This is a genomic window from Mesorhizobium sp. M1163, from assembly GCF_040318415.1.
In the GTDB taxonomy this organism is placed as follows: Bacteria; Pseudomonadota; Alphaproteobacteria; order Rhizobiales; family Rhizobiaceae; genus Mesorhizobium.
Genome location: NZ_JAMYMF010000002.1, coordinates 240,814 through 259,737, shown reverse-complemented (window position 1 = coordinate 259,737; position 18,924 = coordinate 240,814). Strand labels below are relative to the sequence as shown.

Annotated in this window: 19 protein-coding genes; 17 read left to right on the top strand and 2 right to left on the bottom strand. The window is 62.2% G+C overall.

The genetic code is table 11. From position 1 onward, the window contains the following. The first annotated feature begins 25 nt into the window (after positions 1 to 25). Both NKH43_RS03255 and NKH43_RS03250 read left to right on the top strand, forming a co-directional pair. Complete coding sequence (locus tag NKH43_RS03255; RefSeq protein ID WP_031193877.1) at positions 26 to 904, top strand: ABC transporter permease; 879 nt, start codon at positions 26 to 28, stop codon at positions 902 to 904. A 112-nt stretch (positions 905 to 1,016) separates the two neighbouring features. Beyond that, positions 1,017 to 2,267, top strand: a complete 1,251-nt coding sequence (locus NKH43_RS03250) for an NAD(P)/FAD-dependent oxidoreductase (protein ID WP_502906451.1) — start codon at positions 1,017 to 1,019, stop codon at positions 2,265 to 2,267. Between the two features lie 272 nt (positions 2,268 to 2,539). Here NKH43_RS03250 and NKH43_RS03245 read toward each other — a convergent pair whose 3' ends face one another. Next, positions 2,540 to 3,478: an ornithine cyclodeaminase family protein gene (locus tag NKH43_RS03245; RefSeq protein WP_352639343.1), complete on the bottom strand. Its 939-nt coding sequence runs from the start codon at positions 3,476 to 3,478 to the stop codon at positions 2,540 to 2,542. Between the two features lie 121 nt (positions 3,479 to 3,599). Here NKH43_RS03245 and NKH43_RS03240 point away from each other — a divergent pair, with 121 nt between their 5' ends. The 13 genes from NKH43_RS03240 to NKH43_RS03180 all read left to right on the top strand — a co-directional run bounded on the left by NKH43_RS03240 (position 3,600) and on the right by NKH43_RS03180 (position 16,223). Further along, a complete protein-coding gene (locus NKH43_RS03240) occupies positions 3,600 to 4,637 on the top strand; it encodes a GNAT family N-acetyltransferase (RefSeq protein ID WP_352856565.1) in 1,038 nt (345 codons plus the stop codon). Between the two features lie 11 nt (positions 4,638 to 4,648). Beyond that, positions 4,649 to 5,827: an alanine racemase gene (locus NKH43_RS03235; protein WP_352639480.1), complete on the top strand. Its 1,179-nt coding sequence runs from the start codon at positions 4,649 to 4,651 to the stop codon at positions 5,825 to 5,827. Positions 5,828 to 5,886: 59 nt separating this feature from the next. Beyond that, positions 5,887 to 7,161: an NAD(P)/FAD-dependent oxidoreductase gene (locus NKH43_RS03230; protein WP_352639344.1), complete on the top strand. Its 1,275-nt coding sequence runs from the start codon at positions 5,887 to 5,889 to the stop codon at positions 7,159 to 7,161. Beyond that, entirely contained in the window at positions 7,158 to 8,612 is a 1,455-nt protein-coding gene (locus NKH43_RS03225; protein ID WP_352856563.1) for an aldehyde dehydrogenase family protein, read from the top strand. The genes NKH43_RS03230 and NKH43_RS03225 overlap by 4 nt, the downstream gene beginning before the upstream one ends. A gap of 335 nt (positions 8,613 to 8,947) precedes the next feature. After that, positions 8,948 to 10,270 carry an NAD(P)/FAD-dependent oxidoreductase gene (locus NKH43_RS03220; protein WP_352639482.1) on the top strand — a complete coding sequence of 441 codons (1,323 nt, stop codon included), beginning with the start codon at positions 8,948 to 8,950 and terminating at the stop codon, positions 10,268 to 10,270. After that, on the top strand, positions 10,257 to 10,400 hold the full coding sequence (locus NKH43_RS03215; protein WP_352639346.1) for a hypothetical protein: 144 nt from the start codon (positions 10,257 to 10,259) through the stop codon (positions 10,398 to 10,400). Before NKH43_RS03220 ends, NKH43_RS03215 begins: the two co-directional genes overlap by 14 nt. Before the next feature lie 298 nt (positions 10,401 to 10,698). Then, positions 10,699 to 11,343: an NADPH-dependent F420 reductase gene (locus NKH43_RS03210; protein ID WP_352856562.1), complete on the top strand. Its 645-nt coding sequence runs from the start codon at positions 10,699 to 10,701 to the stop codon at positions 11,341 to 11,343. Further along, entirely contained in the window at positions 11,336 to 12,835 is a 1,500-nt protein-coding gene (locus NKH43_RS03205) for an aldehyde dehydrogenase family protein (protein ID WP_352856560.1), read from the top strand. Before NKH43_RS03210 ends, NKH43_RS03205 begins: the two co-directional genes overlap by 8 nt. Then, a complete protein-coding gene (locus NKH43_RS03200) occupies positions 12,832 to 13,602 on the top strand; it encodes a type 1 glutamine amidotransferase domain-containing protein (RefSeq protein WP_352856558.1) in 771 nt (256 codons plus the stop codon). The genes NKH43_RS03205 and NKH43_RS03200 overlap by 4 nt, the downstream gene beginning before the upstream one ends. A gap of 144 nt (positions 13,603 to 13,746) precedes the next feature. Next, positions 13,747 to 14,091 (top strand): hypothetical protein, encoded by a 345-nt coding sequence (locus NKH43_RS03195; protein ID WP_023718579.1) that lies wholly within the window; start codon positions 13,747 to 13,749, stop codon positions 14,089 to 14,091. A 75-nt stretch (positions 14,092 to 14,166) separates the two neighbouring features. Next, on the top strand, positions 14,167 to 14,961 hold the full coding sequence (locus NKH43_RS03190; protein WP_352856556.1) for a helix-turn-helix domain-containing protein: 795 nt from the start codon (positions 14,167 to 14,169) through the stop codon (positions 14,959 to 14,961). A 70-nt stretch (positions 14,962 to 15,031) separates the two neighbouring features. Continuing rightward, on the top strand, positions 15,032 to 15,223 hold the full coding sequence (locus NKH43_RS03185) for a YdeI/OmpD-associated family protein (protein ID WP_352856643.1): 192 nt from the start codon (positions 15,032 to 15,034) through the stop codon (positions 15,221 to 15,223). A gap of 184 nt (positions 15,224 to 15,407) precedes the next feature. Continuing rightward, positions 15,408 to 16,223 carry an MBL fold metallo-hydrolase gene (locus NKH43_RS03180; RefSeq protein ID WP_352856554.1) on the top strand — a complete coding sequence of 272 codons (816 nt, stop codon included), beginning with the start codon at positions 15,408 to 15,410 and terminating at the stop codon, positions 16,221 to 16,223. A gap of 281 nt (positions 16,224 to 16,504) precedes the next feature. On the opposite strand, the gene NKH43_RS03175 is transcribed toward NKH43_RS03180, so the two are convergent. Beyond that, positions 16,505 to 17,374, bottom strand: a complete 870-nt coding sequence (locus NKH43_RS03175; protein ID WP_352856552.1) for a LysR family transcriptional regulator — start codon at positions 17,372 to 17,374, stop codon at positions 16,505 to 16,507. 235 nt (positions 17,375 to 17,609) lie between these two features. Between NKH43_RS03175 and NKH43_RS03170 the strand changes: the two genes are divergently transcribed. After that, a complete protein-coding gene (locus NKH43_RS03170) occupies positions 17,610 to 17,765 on the top strand; it encodes a YjiS-like domain-containing protein (RefSeq protein ID WP_352494508.1) in 156 nt (51 codons plus the stop codon). 10 nt (positions 17,766 to 17,775) lie between these two features. Then, entirely contained in the window at positions 17,776 to 18,759 is a 984-nt protein-coding gene (locus tag NKH43_RS03165; protein ID WP_352856549.1) for an aldo/keto reductase, read from the top strand. Positions 18,760 to 18,924 lie beyond the last annotated feature (165 nt).

Genomic DNA, 18,924 nt, shown 5'->3' with positions numbered 1-18,924 from the left:
ACTTCCCCGACAGGAGACAGCCGATATGACCGCTCTCACCGCAAATGCAGCTCCAAGCCGATGGAGAAACAACCGCGCGGCACTTCGTTTCATGCGGCATCGCTTGGCGCTGCTCGGGTTGGCGATGATCATCTTCCTGAGCCTCGCTTGCGTCCTCGGCCCCCATCTCCTGCCTTATGACTCCCTGTACATCGATCTGCGGGCCCGCTTTGCCCCGCCGCTCACGGGTTATCACTTTCTAGGTACCGATCCGCTCGGCCGTGACCTTGCGGCAAGACTCTTGATGGCGGGACGAATCTCGCTGCTGGTGGGTTTCTTCGCCATGGTGTTGTCGACGCTCATCGGCACGCTGGTCGGCGTGATTGCAGGCTATCGCGGCGGCTGGGTTGGGGCGGCGCTGATGCGCACGGTCGATGGATTTCTGTCGTTCCCATCGATCTTTCTGCTGCTGGCGCTGGCTGCGGCACTGAAGCCCAGTCCTGTGATGATCACCATCATTATCGCCCTCACCAGTTGGATGGAGGTTGCCCGCATCGTCGAAGCGGAGGTCCGCTCGTTACGCGAACGCGAGTTCGTCCTGGCTGGCCGAATGCTGGGGCTGAGCGGCACGCACATCATGTTCCGCGAGATACTGCCCAACGCAATGGGCCCGATTATCGTCGCTTCCACCTTGACGGTCGCGCGCGCCATTCTCATGGAAGCCTACATCAGCTTCCTCGGCTACGGGATCCAGCCGCCACTGCCCAGCTGGGGCAACATGCTCAATGGCGCCCAGCAATATCTGGGCAGCGCACCTTGGCTGGCAATCATTCCCGGAGCTGCAATCACCATCGCGGTAACCAGTTTCAATTTCATTGGTGACGGACTGCGCGACGCGCTGGACGTACGAGATGACCATATTTGAGGTACCGCGACCGATCGCTTTCTTAATCCCTGGAACATCAAGAGAAGTCAGTCACGTGCACGAGCCCAAAATCGAGAAGAACACGCCCTATTGGTGGGAAGCGGCGCCCGTCATGCCGCTGCCGCGGAAGCCCCTCGCAAAAAAGCTTGACGTGGCAATTGTCGGCGCCGGTTATGCCGGGCTTTCGGCCGGGCTTGTGCTGGTGCGCGAAGGACGCTCGGTCGCAGCCTTTGATACGATGAATCCGGGCGAGGGTGCTTCTACACGCAACGGCGGAATTACCAGCGGAAGCATCCGGCCGGACTATGCCACGATCACCCGGCGCTTCGGTGAAGAGAAGGCCATGGCGATCGAGGCCGAGGGCAAGATCGCGCGCGAATTCCTCTACGACTTCATCAGGACCGAAGGGCTGGACTGCGACTTCCGACTGGTTGGCCAGTTCAAGGGCGCTTTTGGATATCAACAGTATGAGAAGATGGCGCGCGGCGCCGAGACGCTGGCGAAGAAACTGGGGATCGAGTCCTTCGCCGTTCCGCATGCTGAGCATCGAAATTATATCGGAACCGATTTCTACCGCGGCGGAACCGTTCGGATGGACATTGGCGCGCTGCACCCCGCAAAATTCCACGCTGAACTCCTGCGGGTGGCGCTCGCATCCGGGTTGACGGTCCATTCGCATACAGTGGTCAAGTCGATCGAGAGGAATGGTTCGGGGTTCCGCGTCGCGACTTCGGCAGGGACGGTGGATGCACTGCAGGTTCTGGTCTGTACCAACGGCTATACCGACGGCGCCGCTCCCTTCCTTCGGCGCCGCCTGGTTCCGGTCCGCAGCCGGATCATCGTGACCGAGGAACTTGCGCCCGATGTCATGGCGCGACTGATGCCGAAGCTGATGACGATCACCGAGAACCGGCAACTCGGTTTCTATTATCGTCCCTCGCCCGACGGAAAACGCATTCTGCTGGGGGGACGTGACAGTTCTCGCGTCGGCGACCCGGCGGCGCCGAAACTTCTCCTACGCAAGGGCCTCGTGAACCTTTTCCCGGAGTTGGAGAACGTGCGCCTTTCGCATTGCTGGTTCGGCAATGTGGCGATGAACCGAGACATGCTGCCCCGCATCTTCGAAAAGGACGGTATGGTCTATGCAACCGGCTTCTGCGGTTCGGGCGTGGTCTGGGCGCCATGGATCGGTATGCGTGCGGCGCACAAGCTGATGGGGCATGGCGAGCAGTCGCGCACGGCGTTCGACTTTCGACCGCCTTCGGCCATCCCGCTCTATCGTGGCAATCCGTGGTTCATGCCGGCGATTATCCAAGGCTATCGGTTGCAAGACCGTATCGCCTTCTGGCGCGCCAGCCGCTGATCACCGGAAATATCAGGACATTCTCCAGGTTGGATTCGGCCTGGATTGTAGCTGCCCTACCGTGGCTGGAAAGAAAGCATCACCGAACTGCGACACGCGCCCATTCCGATCGGTTTTGCGACATCCGGGGCGATCCGTGGTTCATGCGGGCAACCCTTGGCGTATCCGCCGCTGACACGACTGCAGACTCGCGCGGGACACGTTGTTGCCGGAGAGCACTCAAGCAGGGCGGAAAAATCCGTCGGGGCCGGGACCTATCGGTGCGAAGCTGATCAGGGTTGGGACGCCTTTGCGCGGATCAGCGCGTCGGCCATGTAGAGGTCCTGTAGGGAAATACCGGAACTGTCGAAAACCGTGATCTCGTTGTCGAAATGGCGTCCGGGCGCACGCTTTTCAATGACGTCGCCGATTGGTGTTACCGCAAGCACGCCGGCGTCGATCTCGTCGCGCACGTGTTGGAACTCGCCGATCTGGACGGACTGGGAAAGCAGATCACAAAACAGACGTGCCTTGGGAAACAATTCGCTCGGCAATTCGCGCTTGCCTGGAACATCCGACCCCATGCTGGCGATATGGGTTCCGGGTCCCACCCAAGCGGCATCGAACAGCGGTTCGCGTGAGGGCGTCGCAGTCACGACGATGTCGGCCGCGCGCACGGCGTCTTCGGGCACGGCAGCGCGCGCATCCAGGCCTCTTTCGCCGATCTGATCGACAAGAGCGTCGCGTCGCGACGAAGGCCGGGCGACGACCAGCACGGTTTCGATTGGGCGGACGCGTGCCAGCGCCATCACTTCGAAGCCCGCCTGGTTGCCGGCGCCGAATATCGCCAGAACCTTGGCTTGCTTGCGCGCAAGAAGATCGGCCGCGACCGCGTCGGCGGCGGCCGTCCTGTAGGCGTTGACCTTCCCGGCCTCGATTACGGCGCCGAGTCGACCTGTATGCTGATCGAGCAGCACGATGGTGGAGTTGTGGCGGGGAAGGCCACGTGTCGGGTTGCCCGACCAGAAGGAGCCGATTTTCACTCCGGTCAGGTCGTCCGACGAACCGGATTTGATTGAGAAAGTATTGGTCGCATCATGCGTGCGCCCGAGAACAGCAGGAAAGACCCAATTCTGCCGCGATGCTGATGCCACGAGAGCCTGCCGCGCCGCCTCGAAAGCAAGTTCATGCGTGACGAGGGCGGCTGACTCCTCTTCGCTGATGTAGATCATCCAAAATTCCTCCTGAGCATCAAGCGTTTCATCGCCGGGGAGTGTTGCGGCTATGCCATTGCCATTGGGGATCGTGCGGACGTGACGCCGATCGCGGGCAACCACGAAGCGGCGATTCAAAGTGCCAGGTATTCCTCGCCTGATTTGCGCGATTTGGCATGCCGAGGAACTGCTTAAAACGAACAATCCCGCTGATTTGAAGGGGCAAAACAGCAGCGAAATCTGTCCGCCGGGCGCGACTCTAAGGTCCGACTTCAATCCGACTCTGGATCAAGTGACAGCGTTGCACCTTATGACCGTTGAGCATGACAGAGATATCGTCAGCGCCCCGACCGAGCTGATGAAATTGGAAACCCGCCATTTGCCGGGCGCGCTGAAGCTGTCGCAGGAGATGGCCTGGCCCTACCGCCAGGAGGATTGGGAATTTGCCCTGATGGTCGGCAATGGCCTGGTCCTCGAGAGGGCAGGACAGGTGATTGGCACGGCCATGTCCTGGAACTACGGACATTCCTATGCCACGGTCGGGATGATCATAGTTACTGGCTCCGCGCAAGGCGGTGGCAACGGCGCCCGGCTCTTTGATGGATTGCTTGAGGCGACACACGGCCGCAACGTGCTGCTCAGCTCAACCGAAGAGGGGCTGGCGCTCTACAAGCGACGCGGCTTCACTGCCTGGGGCACGGTGCTTCAGCACCAGGGCTCGCTGACTGTCCCCGTGACGCGGAGTACCGGCGACGACATCCGTCAAGCGACAGCCTCCGACCTCACGCCGATCCAGGCCTTCGACGAATCGGCCACGGGCATGCCCCGGCTGGCGATGGTGGCTGCGCTCGCCGATGTGGGCAACGCACTGGTCATTGAGCGCAGGGGACGGATTGCAGGCTACGCTATCGCGAGGAGGTTTGGCCGCGGCTATGTGGTCGGCCCTTGTGCAGCCGAGAGCGACCAAGACGCGCGGCTTCTGATCCTGGCCCAGCTTTCGAAGCTTCACGATCAATTCGTTCGCATCGACGTCTATGCCGAGGATGGATTGGGTGACTGGCTTGAGAGCCTTGGCCTTCAGCGGTCCGGCAGTGCGACCGCCATGGTCAAAGGGCAACGGCCCGCCGTCGAGGGGCCAGCCCATATATATGCATTGGCAAACCAGTCGTTCACTTAGGAAATGAGATGATGAACAAGGTGGCGGCAAACCTGGCAGTGAGCGAGACGGCTAGGACGATCGACGCCTTGGTCACCCCGGCGCTGCTTCTGGACCGTGGCCGGCTCGAGCAAAACATCCAGGGTCTGGCTGGGCGCGCCAAGAAGCTTGGCGTGGTGCTGCGCCCGCATATGAAGACGGCCAAAAGCATCGACGTCGCCCGATACGCGTTCCACCGCGAACCCGGTCCGATCACGGTTTCGACCATCGCCGAGGCGGAGTATTTTGCGGGCCATGGCTTTCGAGACATGACCTATGCGGTCGGCATCTCGCCGGCCTCGGCCATGCGTGCCATGAAGCTTTGTCGCCGAGCCGGCGCTGATGTGAAGCTGTTGCTCGATTCCGTGGAGCAGGCCGACGCCCTGGCCGGCGTGCGCGAAGCCACCGGCATGACGCCATCTGTTTTCATCGAACTGGACTGCGATGACCATCGCGGTGGCTTGAAGCCGGACGACCCGAAGTTGCTCGACGTGGCCAGCAGGGTCGTCGCTGCCGGTGCCAACCTCGCCGGCGTCCTCGCCCATGCAGGCGAGTCCTATGGCTTGAACACGCCCGATGCGCTGGTCAAGGCAGGCGAGAACGAGCGTTCAGCCACCGTTCGCGCCGCTGAAATCCTGCGCGCCCATGGCCATGCCTGCCCGATCGTCAGCGTCGGCTCGACGCCGACAGCGCATTTCGCCGACAATCTTGATGGAGTCACCGAGCTGCGCGCTGGAGTCTACATGTTCTTCGACCTCGTCCAGCACGGGGTTGGGGTCTGCAACCGCGACGATATCGCCATTTCCGTATTGGCCACGGTGATCGGCTCCAAGCCGGAAAAGGGATGGGTGCTGGTTGACGCCGGGTGGATGGCGCTTTCGCGCGACCGGGGAACCGCAAACCAGCAGATCGACCAGGGTTACGGGGTGGTCTGCGACGAAAAGGGACGGGTGCTTGAAGATGTGATCGTGGCCCAGGCCAGCCAGGAACACGGCATCCTCGCCATTCGTGCCGGTTCTGGAAAGTCCATGCCCGAGTTGCCGCTCGGGTCTCGGGTCCGGATTCTGCCCAATCATGCGTGTGCGATGGCCGCCCAGCATGATTTTTACAGCGTCGTCAACGGGGACAGCCCCAAGATTGAAGCGCGCTGGGAGCGGATGCGCGGCTGGTAGGCGCGCGCAACTATGCCTCGGATGTCGCCCCACTCCAATCAGCACTGGTGGTTAAGAAAATGAAGTTTACTTCTTACTGGCTGGATACGTCTCAGCCGTTCAGTGAACGATCGTCCAAACCGCTCGAAGGCCACTACGACGTGGCGATTGTGGGCGGCGGCCTGACCGGCTCCTCCGCCGCGCTGGCCATTGCCAAAAAGGGCGCCAGGGTTGCCCTGTTGGAGGCCGAAACGATCGGCAACGCCGCGTCCGGCCGCAATGGCGGGATGTGCAACAACGGCTTTGCCCAGAATTATGCAATCATGGCTGGCAAGCACGGCAAGCCCGCCGCAAATGCGCTCTACAAGGCTTTCGACGCTGGCGTCGATATGGTCGAGCGGTTGGTGCAGGAAGAAAAGATCGACTGCAGCTTCTCCCGCGTCGGCAAGCTCAAGCTTGCCGCCAAGCCCGAGCATTACGACATGCTGGCGCGCAGCCAGGAACTGCTGGCGGCCAATGTCGATCCCGAAACGAGGATGATCGCGCGCGACGACCTGCGAACCGAAGTCGGCACCAACCGCTACCATGGCGGGCTGCTCTTTCCCAAGAGCGCGGGCATGCATGTCGGCCGGTTCGTCCGGGGCCTCGCGACCGCCGCTGCCCGGCGTGGCGCAGACGTCCATGAACGCTCGCCCGTAATGGCGATGCGCAAGGTTTCAGGCGAGCATGAGGTAACGACGCCAAAGGGCAAGATCGTCGCGCGGCAGGTCCTGTTGGCGAGCGGCATTTCCCAGGTTGGTCCGCTCGGCTGGATCCGCCGGCGCATGATCCCGGTCGGCGCATTTCTGATCGTGACCGAGCCGCTATCGCCCGACCACCTTAAGCGCCTCATGCCGACCGGGCGCATGGTCGTCGACACGCGCAATCTCGTTGTCTACTGGCGGCTCACGCCGGACAATCGCCTTCTGTTCGGCGGGAGGGCGCGCTTTGCCGTGTCCAACCCCCAATCCGACGAAAAAAGCGGCCGGATACTCAAGGCGGCGATGGTCGAGGTCTTTCCGGAACTGGCCGGCACCCGCATCGGCTACTGCTGGGGCGGCATGGTCGATATGACCCGCGATCGCCTGCCGCGGGCCGGAGAGCGCGATGGCATCTATTACTCGATGGGCTATAGCGGACACGGGACCCAGATGTCGACGTTGATGGGCACCATCATGGCCGACGTCATGGACGGGCGCCCCGAGCTCAATCCCTGGAAGGATTTCGACTGGCCAGCGATCCCCGGTTATTTCGGGCGCCCCTGGTTCCTGCCGATTGTCGGCGCCTACTACCGCATGAAGGACCGTGTAGGGTGATGACGCCTCTCGAACACCTGGTCCGCAACGGCCACCTGGACAAGTTCTTCATCGACGGTCAATGGGTTGAGCCGAGCGGCACCGCGACGGGCGTCGTCGTCAATCCCGCCACAGAAGAGGTTGTGAGCCAGTTTCCGCTTGGAAATGGCAAGGACGTTGACGCGGCCGTTGCAGCGGCCCGCCGGGCATTCGCCACCTGGAGTCGGACCACGCCAGAAGACCGCGCGGGTCTGCTCGATCGCCTGCAAGCGCTGCTCGAGGCGCGCGGCGAACTGCTGGCTCAATGCCTGAGCCTCGAAATGGGCGCGGCGATCGGCTATGCGCGCAGCTCGCAGGTGCCGCTGGCGATCACGCATGTTAAGGTCGCTCGCGATGTGCTGACAGACTTTCGCTTCGTCAAGCAACGGGGGCAAACCGCCGTCACCCACGAACCGATCGGTGTCTGCGCCTTGATCACTCCGTGGAACTGGCCACTTTACCAGATCACCGCCAAGGTTTCGCCGGCGCTCGCTGCAGGCTGCACGATCGTGCTGAAGCCGAGTGAGCTTTCTCCCTTGGACGCCCTGCTGTTCGCCGAGGCAATCGAGGAAGCCGGCTTCCCTGCCGGGGTTTTCAACCTCGTGCAAGGTGATGGTCCAGGCGTGGGTATGGGTCTCGCCTCCCATCCGGATGTCGACATGATCTCCATTACCGGGTCCACCCGCGCGGGCATTGCGGTGGCCCAGGCGGCAGCGACGAGTGTCAAGCGCGTCGCGCAGGAGCTGGGCGGCAAGTCGCTGAACGTGATCCTGCCGGACGCAGATCTCGATCGCGCCGTTTCTCTGGGCGTATCCGCCGCCTTCCGCAATCTCGGCCAGTCATGCAGCGCCCCGACGCGCATGATCGTGCCACGCTCGCGGCTCTCCGAGATCGAGGCAATCGCCAAAAGGGCCGCAGCCCATATTGTCATTGGCGATCCTCTTTGCGAAGCCACAACTCATGGTGCAATCGCAAACCGTGCCCAATTCGACCGCATCCAAACCATGATCGGCGTCGGCATTTCTGAGGGCGCCAGGCTCCTCACCGGCGGACGGGGCCGTGCGCACGATCTGAACGTCGGGTTCTATGTGAGGCCGACCATCTTTTCCGACGTGCGCACGACCATGCGCATTGCCCAGGACGAGGTCTTCGGGCCAGTTCTCTGCATCATCCCTTATGACACAATCGAGGAAGCCGTCACCATCGCCAACGACACGGTCTACGGTCTGGGGGCTCATGTGCAGGGCCAGGATGTGGACGCCGTCAAGGACGTGGCCTCGCGGATCCGCTCCGGCCAGGTGCATCTCAACTACCCGGCCTGGGATCCGCACGCCCCGTTTGGCGGTTTCAAGCAGTCCGGAAACGGACGCGAATATGGCATCGAGGGCATGTTGGAGTATCTCGAGGTCAAATCCATCCTCGGCTATTTCTAGGCAGGCGGGCCTACCGTTGCGAAAAGGTCGCTACCGTCGCGCTGCCGGGCCGGGGCAACACAATCGCGGCAGCGCCGCAGCTGGCGGCATCTTGCTGGAGTCCACGATTTCCCCATTGAGCCTGCCAAGGACCGTGGGAAAGACACGAGGCGCAGCGATTTTTCGGCAGTCCACGGAGCACCAGGACAGTTCGAGTGGGAAAACTGACACTACGAAAGAAGCGCGCGTTCCGTGTCACGATATTCGGCGCAAAATACCGAAAATCGGCGCCAGTCGGAGCATTTCTGCGGCACCAATCGCCGATACTGCTAGCTCCATTGATCGCCGAGGCCGCCATGTCCCCTGTTATCCACCAAATCAGTAGCGATAAAGCGCTACCCGAGTCAGGAGACGTCGTGGTGGTCGGCGGCGGGATTGTCGGCGCCAGCGCAGCCTATTTCCTGGCGCGGCGCGGCCTGTCGGTGGCGCTTGTCGAAAAGGGGTATGTCGGCTGCGAACAGTCGAGCCGGAACTGGGGCTGGTGCCGTCGGCAGAACCGCGATGCACGTGAGTTGCCGCTTGCCAATCTGTCGATGCGCCTGTGGGAAGAGCTCACCAAAGAGATTGGGCACGACCTTGGCTTCCGCCGTTGCGGGCTCACCTATGCGACGAACGATCCGAAGCGGCTCGCCGAATGGGACAAGTGGCGCGAGGTTGCGCGGCGGTTCGACGTCAATACGCGGATGCTTACCGCCGACGAGGCTGCTGCCGCCGTTCCAGCGGCGGGCGGCAAATGGCTGGGCGGCGTCTACGCAGCAGACGATGGCAAGGCCGAACCCTGGCTTGCCGCCCCTCGGATCGCCGAGGGCGCGCGCAAGCATGGCGCGACTATTCATCAGAACTGCGCGGCACGCGGCCTGGATATCACCAATGGGCAAGTGAGCGGCGTCGTCACCGAGAAAGGCCTTATCCGCACCAGCGCGGTGCTATGTGCCGCCGGCGCCTGGGCTTCTGCTTTCCTGCGCATGCATGCGGTTTCGCTGCCGCAGGCCAGCGTCCGTCAGACCGCCTTACGGACCGCTCCTGCACCGGATTTTGGCGAGGCTGTCTATACTTCCGACTTTGCCATGACGCGCCGGCTCGATGGCAGCTACACGATCGCGGTCAGCGGCAGGGCGACCCTCGAGATCACGCCGCAGGGGATCCGCTATGTCCGCCCGTTTCTGCCGATGTTCATGAAACGGCTGAAGGCCGTCGAGATCGGCATAGGCCGCTCGCTCTTCCAGGGCCCGGAAACACTCCGTCGCTGGCATCTCGACAGGCCGACCCCCTTTGAGCGAATCCGCGTCCTCGATCCTGCGCCGGACAAGCGGATGGTGGCAACCATTATGACGCGGGTAAAAGCCCTGTTCCCCACCGTTGCCGATGCCGGCGTCGTGTCCTCTTGGGGTGGATATATCGACTCCACACCGGACGCCGTACCCGTGATTTCACCGGTGGACAGCATCGGTGGAGTGTTCGTCGCCGCAGGCTGTTCCGGACACGGCTTCGGCGTCGGCCCTGGAATTGGCCATCTGGCGGCGGATCTGGTCGCAGGTGACGCGGCAAGCGTCGACCCGACTCCATTCCGCTTGTCGCGCTTCACGGACAAATCGAAAATTCAAGTTGGCGACTTCTGAGCGCAATCTGAACCGTTTCGTGATCGCTCTGGCCGATGCGGTCGCACAGGTGCATCGCAAGGAGCTCGCGCTGCAGGAGCTGACGGTCGCGGATACGTGCGGCCAGGTGATCAGAGGATGGGCGAGATGATCCGTGATCTTCCTTGCAACTATGCCGCGGTCCTTCTGGCAAATCACGGCTCGGAATTGCAGCCCAAGACCTGGAGCGCGCCGTCGACGGAGCCGAGGAACTGGAAGAAACCGCCAACGTCTGTTGCAAGGCGCCGGAAGAGGATTCTCACGCGGGACCAGGTTGATGAACTGGTCCAAACATCCAGTTCCGCCGCCGATCCATGTGACGAGTGCGCCCGATCGTGCAAGGGCAATTCGTGAAATAAGCGCGACTGCAATGGTGCTAGGCAAGCCCGACCGCGTGTCGGGAGGCAGTTGTGAAAGTTGCGATCATCGGACCAGGCTCGCTCGGCAAGGCCTTGGCGAAATGTCTTGGCCTCGCCGGGCACGAAATTCATCTCAGCTTCAGTCGCGACGAAGGCAAGTTGCGGGCAATCGCGGCAACCCTCCGTGTCGGCTTCGGTGCCCCTGACGAAGTAGCGAGATGGGCCGACGTAATTGCCCTGGCGACGCCATGGCCGGCTCTCGAGTTGGCGATGGACGCGCTTGGCGATTTGTCCGGCAAGATCGTCTGGGACAATACGAATGCAGTCGCGCCTGACCTTTCCACGATGCTGCTAGGCACTACGACGTCGGTAGGCGAGGAGGTTCAGAGGCGCGCGCGGGGCGCGCTTGTCGTCAAGTGCATTCCGACCTTTGCCGAATTGCTTGACAGGGGTGATCCGCGTCTCAACGGCGATCCGGTGACGAGCTATGTCGCCGGCAATGACGCAGATGCCAAGGCGGCGATTTGCCGGCTTCTCGCCGATCTACCGACAATGCCGGTCGATGTCGGCGATCTCACGGCCTCGCGCCTGATCGAGCCGATGATGCTGCTATTGGTCCAACTCGCCTATCGGCGCGGGATGGGGCCGAGAATTTCCTTCAATCTCATTCGACAGGACGGACCGGTTCATGACTGATTATCTACCCGCGCGGCGCAAGGCGATTCCAGTAGAACGTCTGCTGATCGATGGCCAATGGCGCGATGCTGTCAGTGGCGAGACGTCGACGACTTTTGATCCGACCACGGAGGCGGCGATCACCAATATTGCGAAGGCTGGCGTCACCGACACAAGCGATGCCGTCGCGGCCGCGCGGCGGGCTTTCGAGCAAGGACCCTGGGCGCGGATGCATCATGAGGAGCGCGCGAAGGTCCTGTTCCGCATCGCCGATCTGTTGGACGAGCGCGCCGAGGATTTCGCGGTGCGCGAGGCGATGGACATGGGTATGCCCTATCGCGATTTCCGCGATATCATCATGCCGCACTGCTCGGGACTGTTCCGCTTTCATGGCGGGCTCGCCATGAGCGCAATGGACGGCGCCTATCGTACCAGCTACGAACCAAATATCAGGATCCTGACGCGGCGTGAGCCGCTCGGCGTGGTCGCTGCGATCACCCCGTTCAATTTTCCCCTCGCGTTGTCCTGTTCGAAAATCGCGCCGGCACTCGCGGCGGGTAACACGGTCGTTCACAAGCCTGCGACCGACACGCCCCTGACGGCCCTCGCCTTGGCGCAAGTCATCCTCGACGCGGGCGTACCGCCAGGCGTCTACAATCTCGTCACCGGCCCGGGCGGCACCATCGGCGACGCGCTGGTCAACGATGCCCGCGTCGACAAGATCGCCTTTACCGGGTCGACCGCCGTCGGCCAGGGCATCATGCGCAACGGTGCCGGGACGATGAAACACCTGACGATGGAGCTCGGCGGCAAGAGTCCCAATATCGTTTTCGCCGATGCCGATATCGATGCCGCGATACAGGCAGCCTTCTGGGGCATCTTCTGGAACAAGGGCGAAGTCTGCGTGGCCGGATCGCGCCTGCTGGTCGAACGCGCCTGCTATGACGAGGTCGTCGAGAAGCTGAGCGCCATGGCGAAGTCGGCGACGCTCGGCGATCCGCTGGACCCTGCGACGATGATCGGGCCGATCGCGTCGCGCGGCGAGTATGACAAGGTCTTGAGCTATATCGAAGAGGGCAAGCGCACCGCGCGACTGACCGCGGGCGGCGGCACCCGCCAGGTCAACGGCAAGGGCCTTTTCGTCGAGCCGACTATCTTCGCCGGTGCGACCAACGACCTAAGGATATCGCGCGAAGAGATTTTCGGCCCCGTCCTGCCGGTGATTCCATTCGACAGCGAGGAGGACGCGATCCGGATCGCAAACGACACGAGCTACGGGCTCGCCTCGGGCATCCAGACCAGCGATCTCGGCCGCGCCTTGCGGCTCGCCGACCGGATCAAGGCAGGCACGGTCTGGCTGAACTGCTGGCACAAGTACCATCCTAATGCGCCGTTCGGAGGCTTCAAGATGAGCGGCTATGGCCGCGAGCAGGGCCGCGAGGCGTGGGAAAGCTACACCCAATACAAGACGATTTGGGCGAATCTTGGCGAACCAGTCGAGATGGCGCGATGAGCGTGCGTGATCCCAACCCACTCGACCCGCTGCATCCAAAGCGGGTCGCGATGGTCCTTTCAAACCCGGCTGTATCAACCGCCACAGGCTGGCCGGTCGGGTTTTGGTGGAGCGAGTTAACTCATCCCTGGCTCGCCTTCACGGAGCGCGGATACCAAGTCGCGATCTTCTCGCCTGAGGGCGGCAAATGCGAGGCGGATGCGTTGAGCGACCCGCGTGATCCGTCCGGCTATTCGGATACGGATCTGATCTCGCTCGGTTTCCTGTCGACCCCGAAACTGGCGGCGCTGGTGGAGACGACCCGGCCCATCGCAGAGCTGTCGTTCGACGCGTTCGACGCGATCGTCGTCGCTGGCGGCCAGGCGCCGATGTTCACCTTCCAAGGCGCGACTGAGTTGCAGCGGCTGTTCGTCGCCTTTTTTGCGGCCGGCAAGGTCGCGGCCGCCTTGTGTCATGGCGTCGCGCTGCTGCGCTACGCGCGCCTCTCAACCGGCGAGCTGCTGGCCAAAGGGCGCACTGTCACAGGTTTCGCCAATGTCGAGGAAGACTTCGCCGATAATGCCGTCTGGGAGATGGGCGCGCTGCCGCACGGTACGCATCTGATGCCATGGCGGATCGAGGATGAGATGCGTGCGCTCGGCGCGAACTATATTCAGGCCGGGCTGTGGCGCGATTTTGCCGTGCGCGACGGCAATTTGATCACCGGCCAGCAGAACTTCTCCGGAGCGGCGACCGCCCGTCTTGTCATCGAGGCGTTCGGTGGCTGAGGACCAAAGGCCGCTCCTGTGGGTGAACTTCGGGAGTCAAACTCGCGGTCAGGACAGCGATGCCAAACGACATCGGCTCAATAGATTCGGGGTCCGTCCAAGAACTCCACTTCAAACAACCACTATCAGCAGCGAGGATGAACCATGGCCGTAGTGACGACACTTGATATTGCCGGCCTGACGGCCGAAGATTATAGCCGCATCCTCGATCGGATCGGCGTGGAGAAACGGCCCGCTGGCGGCATCTACCAGCACATCGCGCATGCCACCGACGATGGCTATCGCATCATCGAGATATGGGACGACAAGGCAGGCCTGGAACTCTTCTTGCAGGACACATTGTTTCCCGCCGCACAGGAACTGCAAATTCAGCGTGAAATGACCATTATGACCCAGACACTGCACAACATCTTTGTGCCCCGGATCGGTGACCTGACTGCCCTGGCAAATGATGCCCCTGGTGGACCAGTCAAACGGGCAAAAGTGTAGGCGTCAAGGATCGAGGATGCGGCGATCGATCATCGAAGTCCTGGAGGAACTTGCGTCCGGACGCCCGGTACAACGATGGTGACCGCGGCAAGTGCAAAGAGGTTGTTCTTTCCTGCCGGCGACTATCGCCATGCACCGGCCGGAGTCGTTCAGCTGCGTGTGATTCGCAGCGGTTCATCCTATGCAGAGATCGATCTTGGCCGCGGGCTGCGGCGCGTCTTCACGCGCCCCGGTGATCTGCTGCTCAGTCTTCCCGAGCGGGCCACGCGGTTCAAGATCGAGGAGCCGCGAGAGCTGACGATGATCACCGTTGACTCCGCGCTGGCGTCAAAGCTCCTGGTATCCGCAGCCGGGACCCTTGAGGACCTGGTGATCTTGACCGATCGACCGATACGCGATTCGCTGGTGGCCGAGTTGTGCCGACGCCTCGAAGGCGACCCGCCAGCCAATGCCATCGTCCGTGAATGGACGCTGGGCCTGATTTTCGTGAACCTGCTCCGTCTCGGGCATGCACGCCAGCGGCGGCAGAAATCTCCGCTCCTGACCTCGCAGCGGTTCGACCGGGTCCTCGCTGCGATTGACGGCGATCTGGAAAAGGGGGTCTCGATCGACCATCTTGCCGGAATCTCGGGAATGCCACGACGCGCCTTCACCGCCGCCTTTCGCGAGGAGACGCAATTGCCGGTACATCAATTCATTTTACGCCGCCGCGTTGATCGCGCGGTCGAGCTTTTGGAAAATAGCGATCTGCCGCTGGCCGAGATTGCTCAACATGCGGGTTTCACTCACCAGGCCCATATGAATCGCGTCGTGACCCGATTGAAAGGGCTGTCGCCAGGCCGGCTGCGGTCTCGCAGGCGCGAGGGCTGACTTGTGATCTATTCCAGCATCAGGATTCGAATAGCGGAGACGTGATTTGCTGAAACGTCCGTTGGCTAAAATGCCCGACAGTTTGCGTGCAGAGCTCGAGGCCGCAAATCTGATGCCTGCTTTCAAGCAACGGCCTCCCTATCAGCGCAATGATTACTTGCACTGGATCGCGCGCGCCCGTCACCCAGAAACACGCCGAAAGCGCATAAATCAGATGATTGACGAGCTTACGAAGGGAGGAATCTACATGGGCATGCAATAAGAGCTGGCATCGCCACGAAGCTAGCAGGTCGGTCAACGATCATTTTCCAATCCGTCGCTTATCGAGATCTGATGCTTTCCGGATTGATCTTCACCGGTTTCCCCACGACTTTGCGTAGAGGGTGCAGAGAGCCAATAGTGACAATCGAACCTATCCTCCATTTTCGTTTGCGGCAGGTGGCCTTATGATCGTGACATCGCAAAGCAGCAACGTGCTTGGCAGCACGTCGGGAAGGTGGCGCGTCTGGTCGCTCTCGGACGGTTACATCGAGATGCCGGCGGACCTTCTGCGGGATCCGCAGGATAATCCGGTGCCGCAAGCTGCGCAGGCAGGGGCGCTTCGCCTGTCTGTCAATTGCTTCGCCCTTGCAGGTCCAGGCGTTGACGGCGTTCTTATCGACAGCGGAGGAGGGGGCTGGGCCCCGACAGTGGGGCGTCTTGAGCAGGCCATGGCGGAAGCCAGGATTGACCCGGCTTCGATCACGGTCTTGGCGCTCACCCACGCCCATCAGGATCATGTGCACGGACTTTTGACCCCCGACGGCCGAGCGCTCTTTCCAAACTTGAAGGCGATCGTAATTCCCGAGGCGGCTGTGGAGAGCTTTTTCGCTTACGCGCACCTTGCGCAGTTCCGGCCCCTGCTGAAGCCCGTCCAGAATGGCGACCAGGTGGGTGAGCGATTGAGGGTGGTCGCCCTGCCCGGTCATGCTGCCGGCCATACCGGCTACGCGTTCGACGCGGACGAGGACCGTTTCCTATTCTTCGGGGACATCGTTCATGTGCCGGCCTTGCAGTTCGGCAATCCCGCGTTCAGTTGGAGCTATGACGACGATCAGCTGACCGCGCGCGCAACCCGCCTAAAGGTTTTCAGTGACGCGGCCGAGGCGGGGACGTGGATCGCCGGCGCGCACCTTGGCTGGCCGGGCATCGGTCGCGTGGTGCGTAAGGGCGAAGCATACGGCTATGAGCCGGCTCGAGCGATGCCGCCGCGTTCAAAATGATACCGCATCTTTCCCGTCGCGCTGTGCCTTGGCTAAACCTCGATCCCTGGCCATGAAATGCTCTATCACGGAGGAATGCGCTTGATGGGACGGGAGACGTGTTTGCCTGGCTCCAGCGCAGGACTTCAGCATAAGTGACCAACGCCGATGCACCGCCGCCGAAAGCTCTTGCGTCACCTTCATTTTGGCACACGAAAAGGTCAATTAAATCAACGGCAGCGGCATCTCGTCCGGCCCACCAAAGTATTCTTGATCCACTGCGGCCGATCGACACCTGAGGCTTACCGGAACGGCGTCTCGCCACGAAACAGCGGCTGGTGCGCCCGCATCAAGGCGACAATCCGGTCGGCGACTTTTCGTACCGGCGGCGAGTGACGTTCCTCGTGATGGGTGACGATCCATTGGTCGGTTTCGAGTTCGGGGATAGGCTGAGCGACGCGAACCAGCCGCGGATCACCGTCACCGACGAAGCACGGAAAGATCGAAAGGCCGGCGCCGGCGGCTACCAGTTCGCGCACCGAATGGGTGTTGTTGCCGCGAACGGCGATGCGGTCGCCGTGATGGGCTTGCAGCCAGCGCGCCGAGGCAATGTTTGCCCCTTCGCCGGTGACGCCGACGAACAATCCGGCGGCGATGCCATTGATCAGGTGGCGTCCGGAATAAATGGCGTGGGCGACCTTGCCGCTCAGACGGCCGGCCAGCCACTGCTCGGTCGGGCGCTCGCTGCGGATGCCGATGTCGGCGGCGCGGCGGCCGATGTCGACCCGGTCGGTGGTGGTGACGAGTTCCACCCTTATGCCATCATCGACCGTCCAGATCTCGCCGATATGGGCGGAAACGAAGGCCGAGGTCCATGGCCCAGCCGAGACGCGGACAATGCGGTCGGGCAGGTTTCCCTCGCGCCAGCGGGTCAGCGACTGCATTGCTACCTCGACGTCTTCGGCGCGCCGCAGCAGTTCTTCCCCGACCGGGGTCAGCCGGTAGCCGGTCTGCTGGCGCACGAACAGCGGTTCGCCAATCTGCTTTTCGAGCGCGGTGACGCGTCGTCCAAGGGTGGCTGCGCTGAGGCGCGTGGTTCCCGTCGCTGCGCTCAAGCCACCCAGCCGCGCAACGTCGAGAAACAACCTCAGATCGTCCCAGCCAATATCCATTTTGCAGAAATGAAAAACTCCTTGCGACCGTGGCTGTAGCGCGAAGCGGGCATCGCGCGCAAGTATGCAGGAATTGGAGGCGTTGAATAATCTTGCCTGACGGGACAGGGATAAGCGCCTCGGCTGGCCAAGAAGCGAGCGCCATCTTTTCGATCGAGCATGCGATTCGCGCAGATGCTTTGCGCTTTCGATCAACCTAGGCGCGCGGGCATTCTGCGCGCCAAAGGAGACGACCATGTTGTATGAACTTCGATACCGTTTCACCCGCTGGATTGCCTATCGCCAGACGCTTGCGAGCTTGAGGCAGGCCCCGGACAGCACACTGGTGGATGCCGGCATTTCCCGCGATGAGATCCGCGAGCGTGCCCGCCACGCCAGCCTGCGCCGTTGAGGAAACGGGCATGGAGATGATGGAGCTTTGGGATGGCCGATCGGTGCCCCGCATCGGGATCGGCACCTGGGCGGCGGGTGGCGCCGCGCGCTGGCGCGACACGGCGACAATCTATGGCGAAGTCGACGATATCAGGTCGCAAGCCGCGCTGGCGATGGCCTATGACATCGGCGCGCGGGTGTTCGACACGGCTGCCGCCTATGGCGCCGGCAATGCCGAACTAATCCTCGGGCGGGCGTTGAAGGGCAGGGACGAAGCCGTCATCGTCACCAAGGTCGGCTATTTCGGCGATCCCGAAACGCGCAAGATCGCTCCCGAGGATGCCTCTGCCGCGGCGATCCGGACATCGATCGACAATTCGCGGCAGCGCCTGCAGCGCGATTTTATCGACGTCGTGCTGCTACACATCAACGAATATCCGATCGAACGCGCCGGCGAGGTGTTCGATACGCTCGACCTGTTGCGCCAGGAGGGCAAGATAGGCGGCTTCGGCTGGAGCACCGATCACTGCGAACGGCTTGCGGCCTACGCGCCGCGCGAGGGTTTCGTCGCCGTAGAGAACGACTTCAATGTGTTTACCCCGGCGAACGAGCTGATGGCCGTTGCGGCGCGCGAGCACCTCGTCTCGTTCAGCAGGCTGCCGCTGGCAATGGGACTGCTCACCGGCAAATACACGCCGGCCATAAGGCTGCCCACCGATGACGTGCGCGGCGGGAATGCCGATTGGATGGTGTTTTTCAGGGATGGCGCCGCCAACCCGCACTATCTGTCAAGGCTCGCGGCAATCCGCGACCTGCTCACCTCGGGCGGACGCTCGCTTGCGCAGGGCGCGCTCGGCTGGATCCTCGCCAAGTCGGCAATCGCCTTGCCGGTTCCCGGCTTCACGCGGCCCGAGCAGGTCGCGGACAATCTCGGTGCGCTGGAAAAAGGGCCGCTGCTGGCAGCGGTGATGGCCGAGATCGACGCCGTGCTGAAAATTGCCGAGACCGCTTAGTGTTGCGAATCCGAAATTCGCATTGGTGATGATGCCGACCAACTTCGATCTCTCCGATGTCCGCCGGTATCTTATCTTCCCTTGGCCAAGCTTCCGTGGCGCAATTGGAACAAAGACGGAGCGGCGGACCCGACTCCATTTGAAGGTCCGCCGCTCCGGGTTTTC

Coding starts and splice junctions, on each gene's coding strand:
- NKH43_RS03200 (WP_352856558.1), top strand. CDS start 12,832: ATGAGCGTGCGTGATCCCAACCCACTCGACCCGCTGCATCCAAAGCGG.
- NKH43_RS03175 (WP_352856552.1), bottom strand. CDS start 17,374: ATGGATATTGGCTGGGACGATCTGAGGTTGTTTCTCGACGTTGCGCGG.
- NKH43_RS03180 (WP_352856554.1), top strand. CDS start 15,408: ATGATCGTGACATCGCAAAGCAGCAACGTGCTTGGCAGCACGTCGGGA.
- NKH43_RS03220 (WP_352639482.1), top strand. CDS start 8,948: ATGTCCCCTGTTATCCACCAAATCAGTAGCGATAAAGCGCTACCCGAG.
- NKH43_RS03230 (WP_352639344.1), top strand. CDS start 5,887: ATGAAGTTTACTTCTTACTGGCTGGATACGTCTCAGCCGTTCAGTGAA.
- NKH43_RS03205 (WP_352856560.1), top strand. CDS start 11,336: ATGACTGATTATCTACCCGCGCGGCGCAAGGCGATTCCAGTAGAACGT.
- NKH43_RS03245 (WP_352639343.1), bottom strand. CDS start 3,478: ATGATCTACATCAGCGAAGAGGAGTCAGCCGCCCTCGTCACGCATGAA.
- NKH43_RS03185 (WP_352856643.1), top strand. CDS start 15,032: ATGCCCGACAGTTTGCGTGCAGAGCTCGAGGCCGCAAATCTGATGCCT.
- NKH43_RS03235 (WP_352639480.1), top strand. CDS start 4,649: ATGAACAAGGTGGCGGCAAACCTGGCAGTGAGCGAGACGGCTAGGACG.
- NKH43_RS03255 (WP_031193877.1), top strand. CDS start 26: ATGACCGCTCTCACCGCAAATGCAGCTCCAAGCCGATGGAGAAACAAC.
- NKH43_RS03250 (WP_502906451.1), top strand. CDS start 1,017: ATGCCGCTGCCGCGGAAGCCCCTCGCAAAAAAGCTTGACGTGGCAATT.
- NKH43_RS03165 (WP_352856549.1), top strand. CDS start 17,776: ATGGAGATGATGGAGCTTTGGGATGGCCGATCGGTGCCCCGCATCGGG.
- NKH43_RS03195 (WP_023718579.1), top strand. CDS start 13,747: ATGGCCGTAGTGACGACACTTGATATTGCCGGCCTGACGGCCGAAGAT.
- NKH43_RS03170 (WP_352494508.1), top strand. CDS start 17,610: ATGTTGTATGAACTTCGATACCGTTTCACCCGCTGGATTGCCTATCGC.
- NKH43_RS03190 (WP_352856556.1), top strand. CDS start 14,167: ATGGTGACCGCGGCAAGTGCAAAGAGGTTGTTCTTTCCTGCCGGCGAC.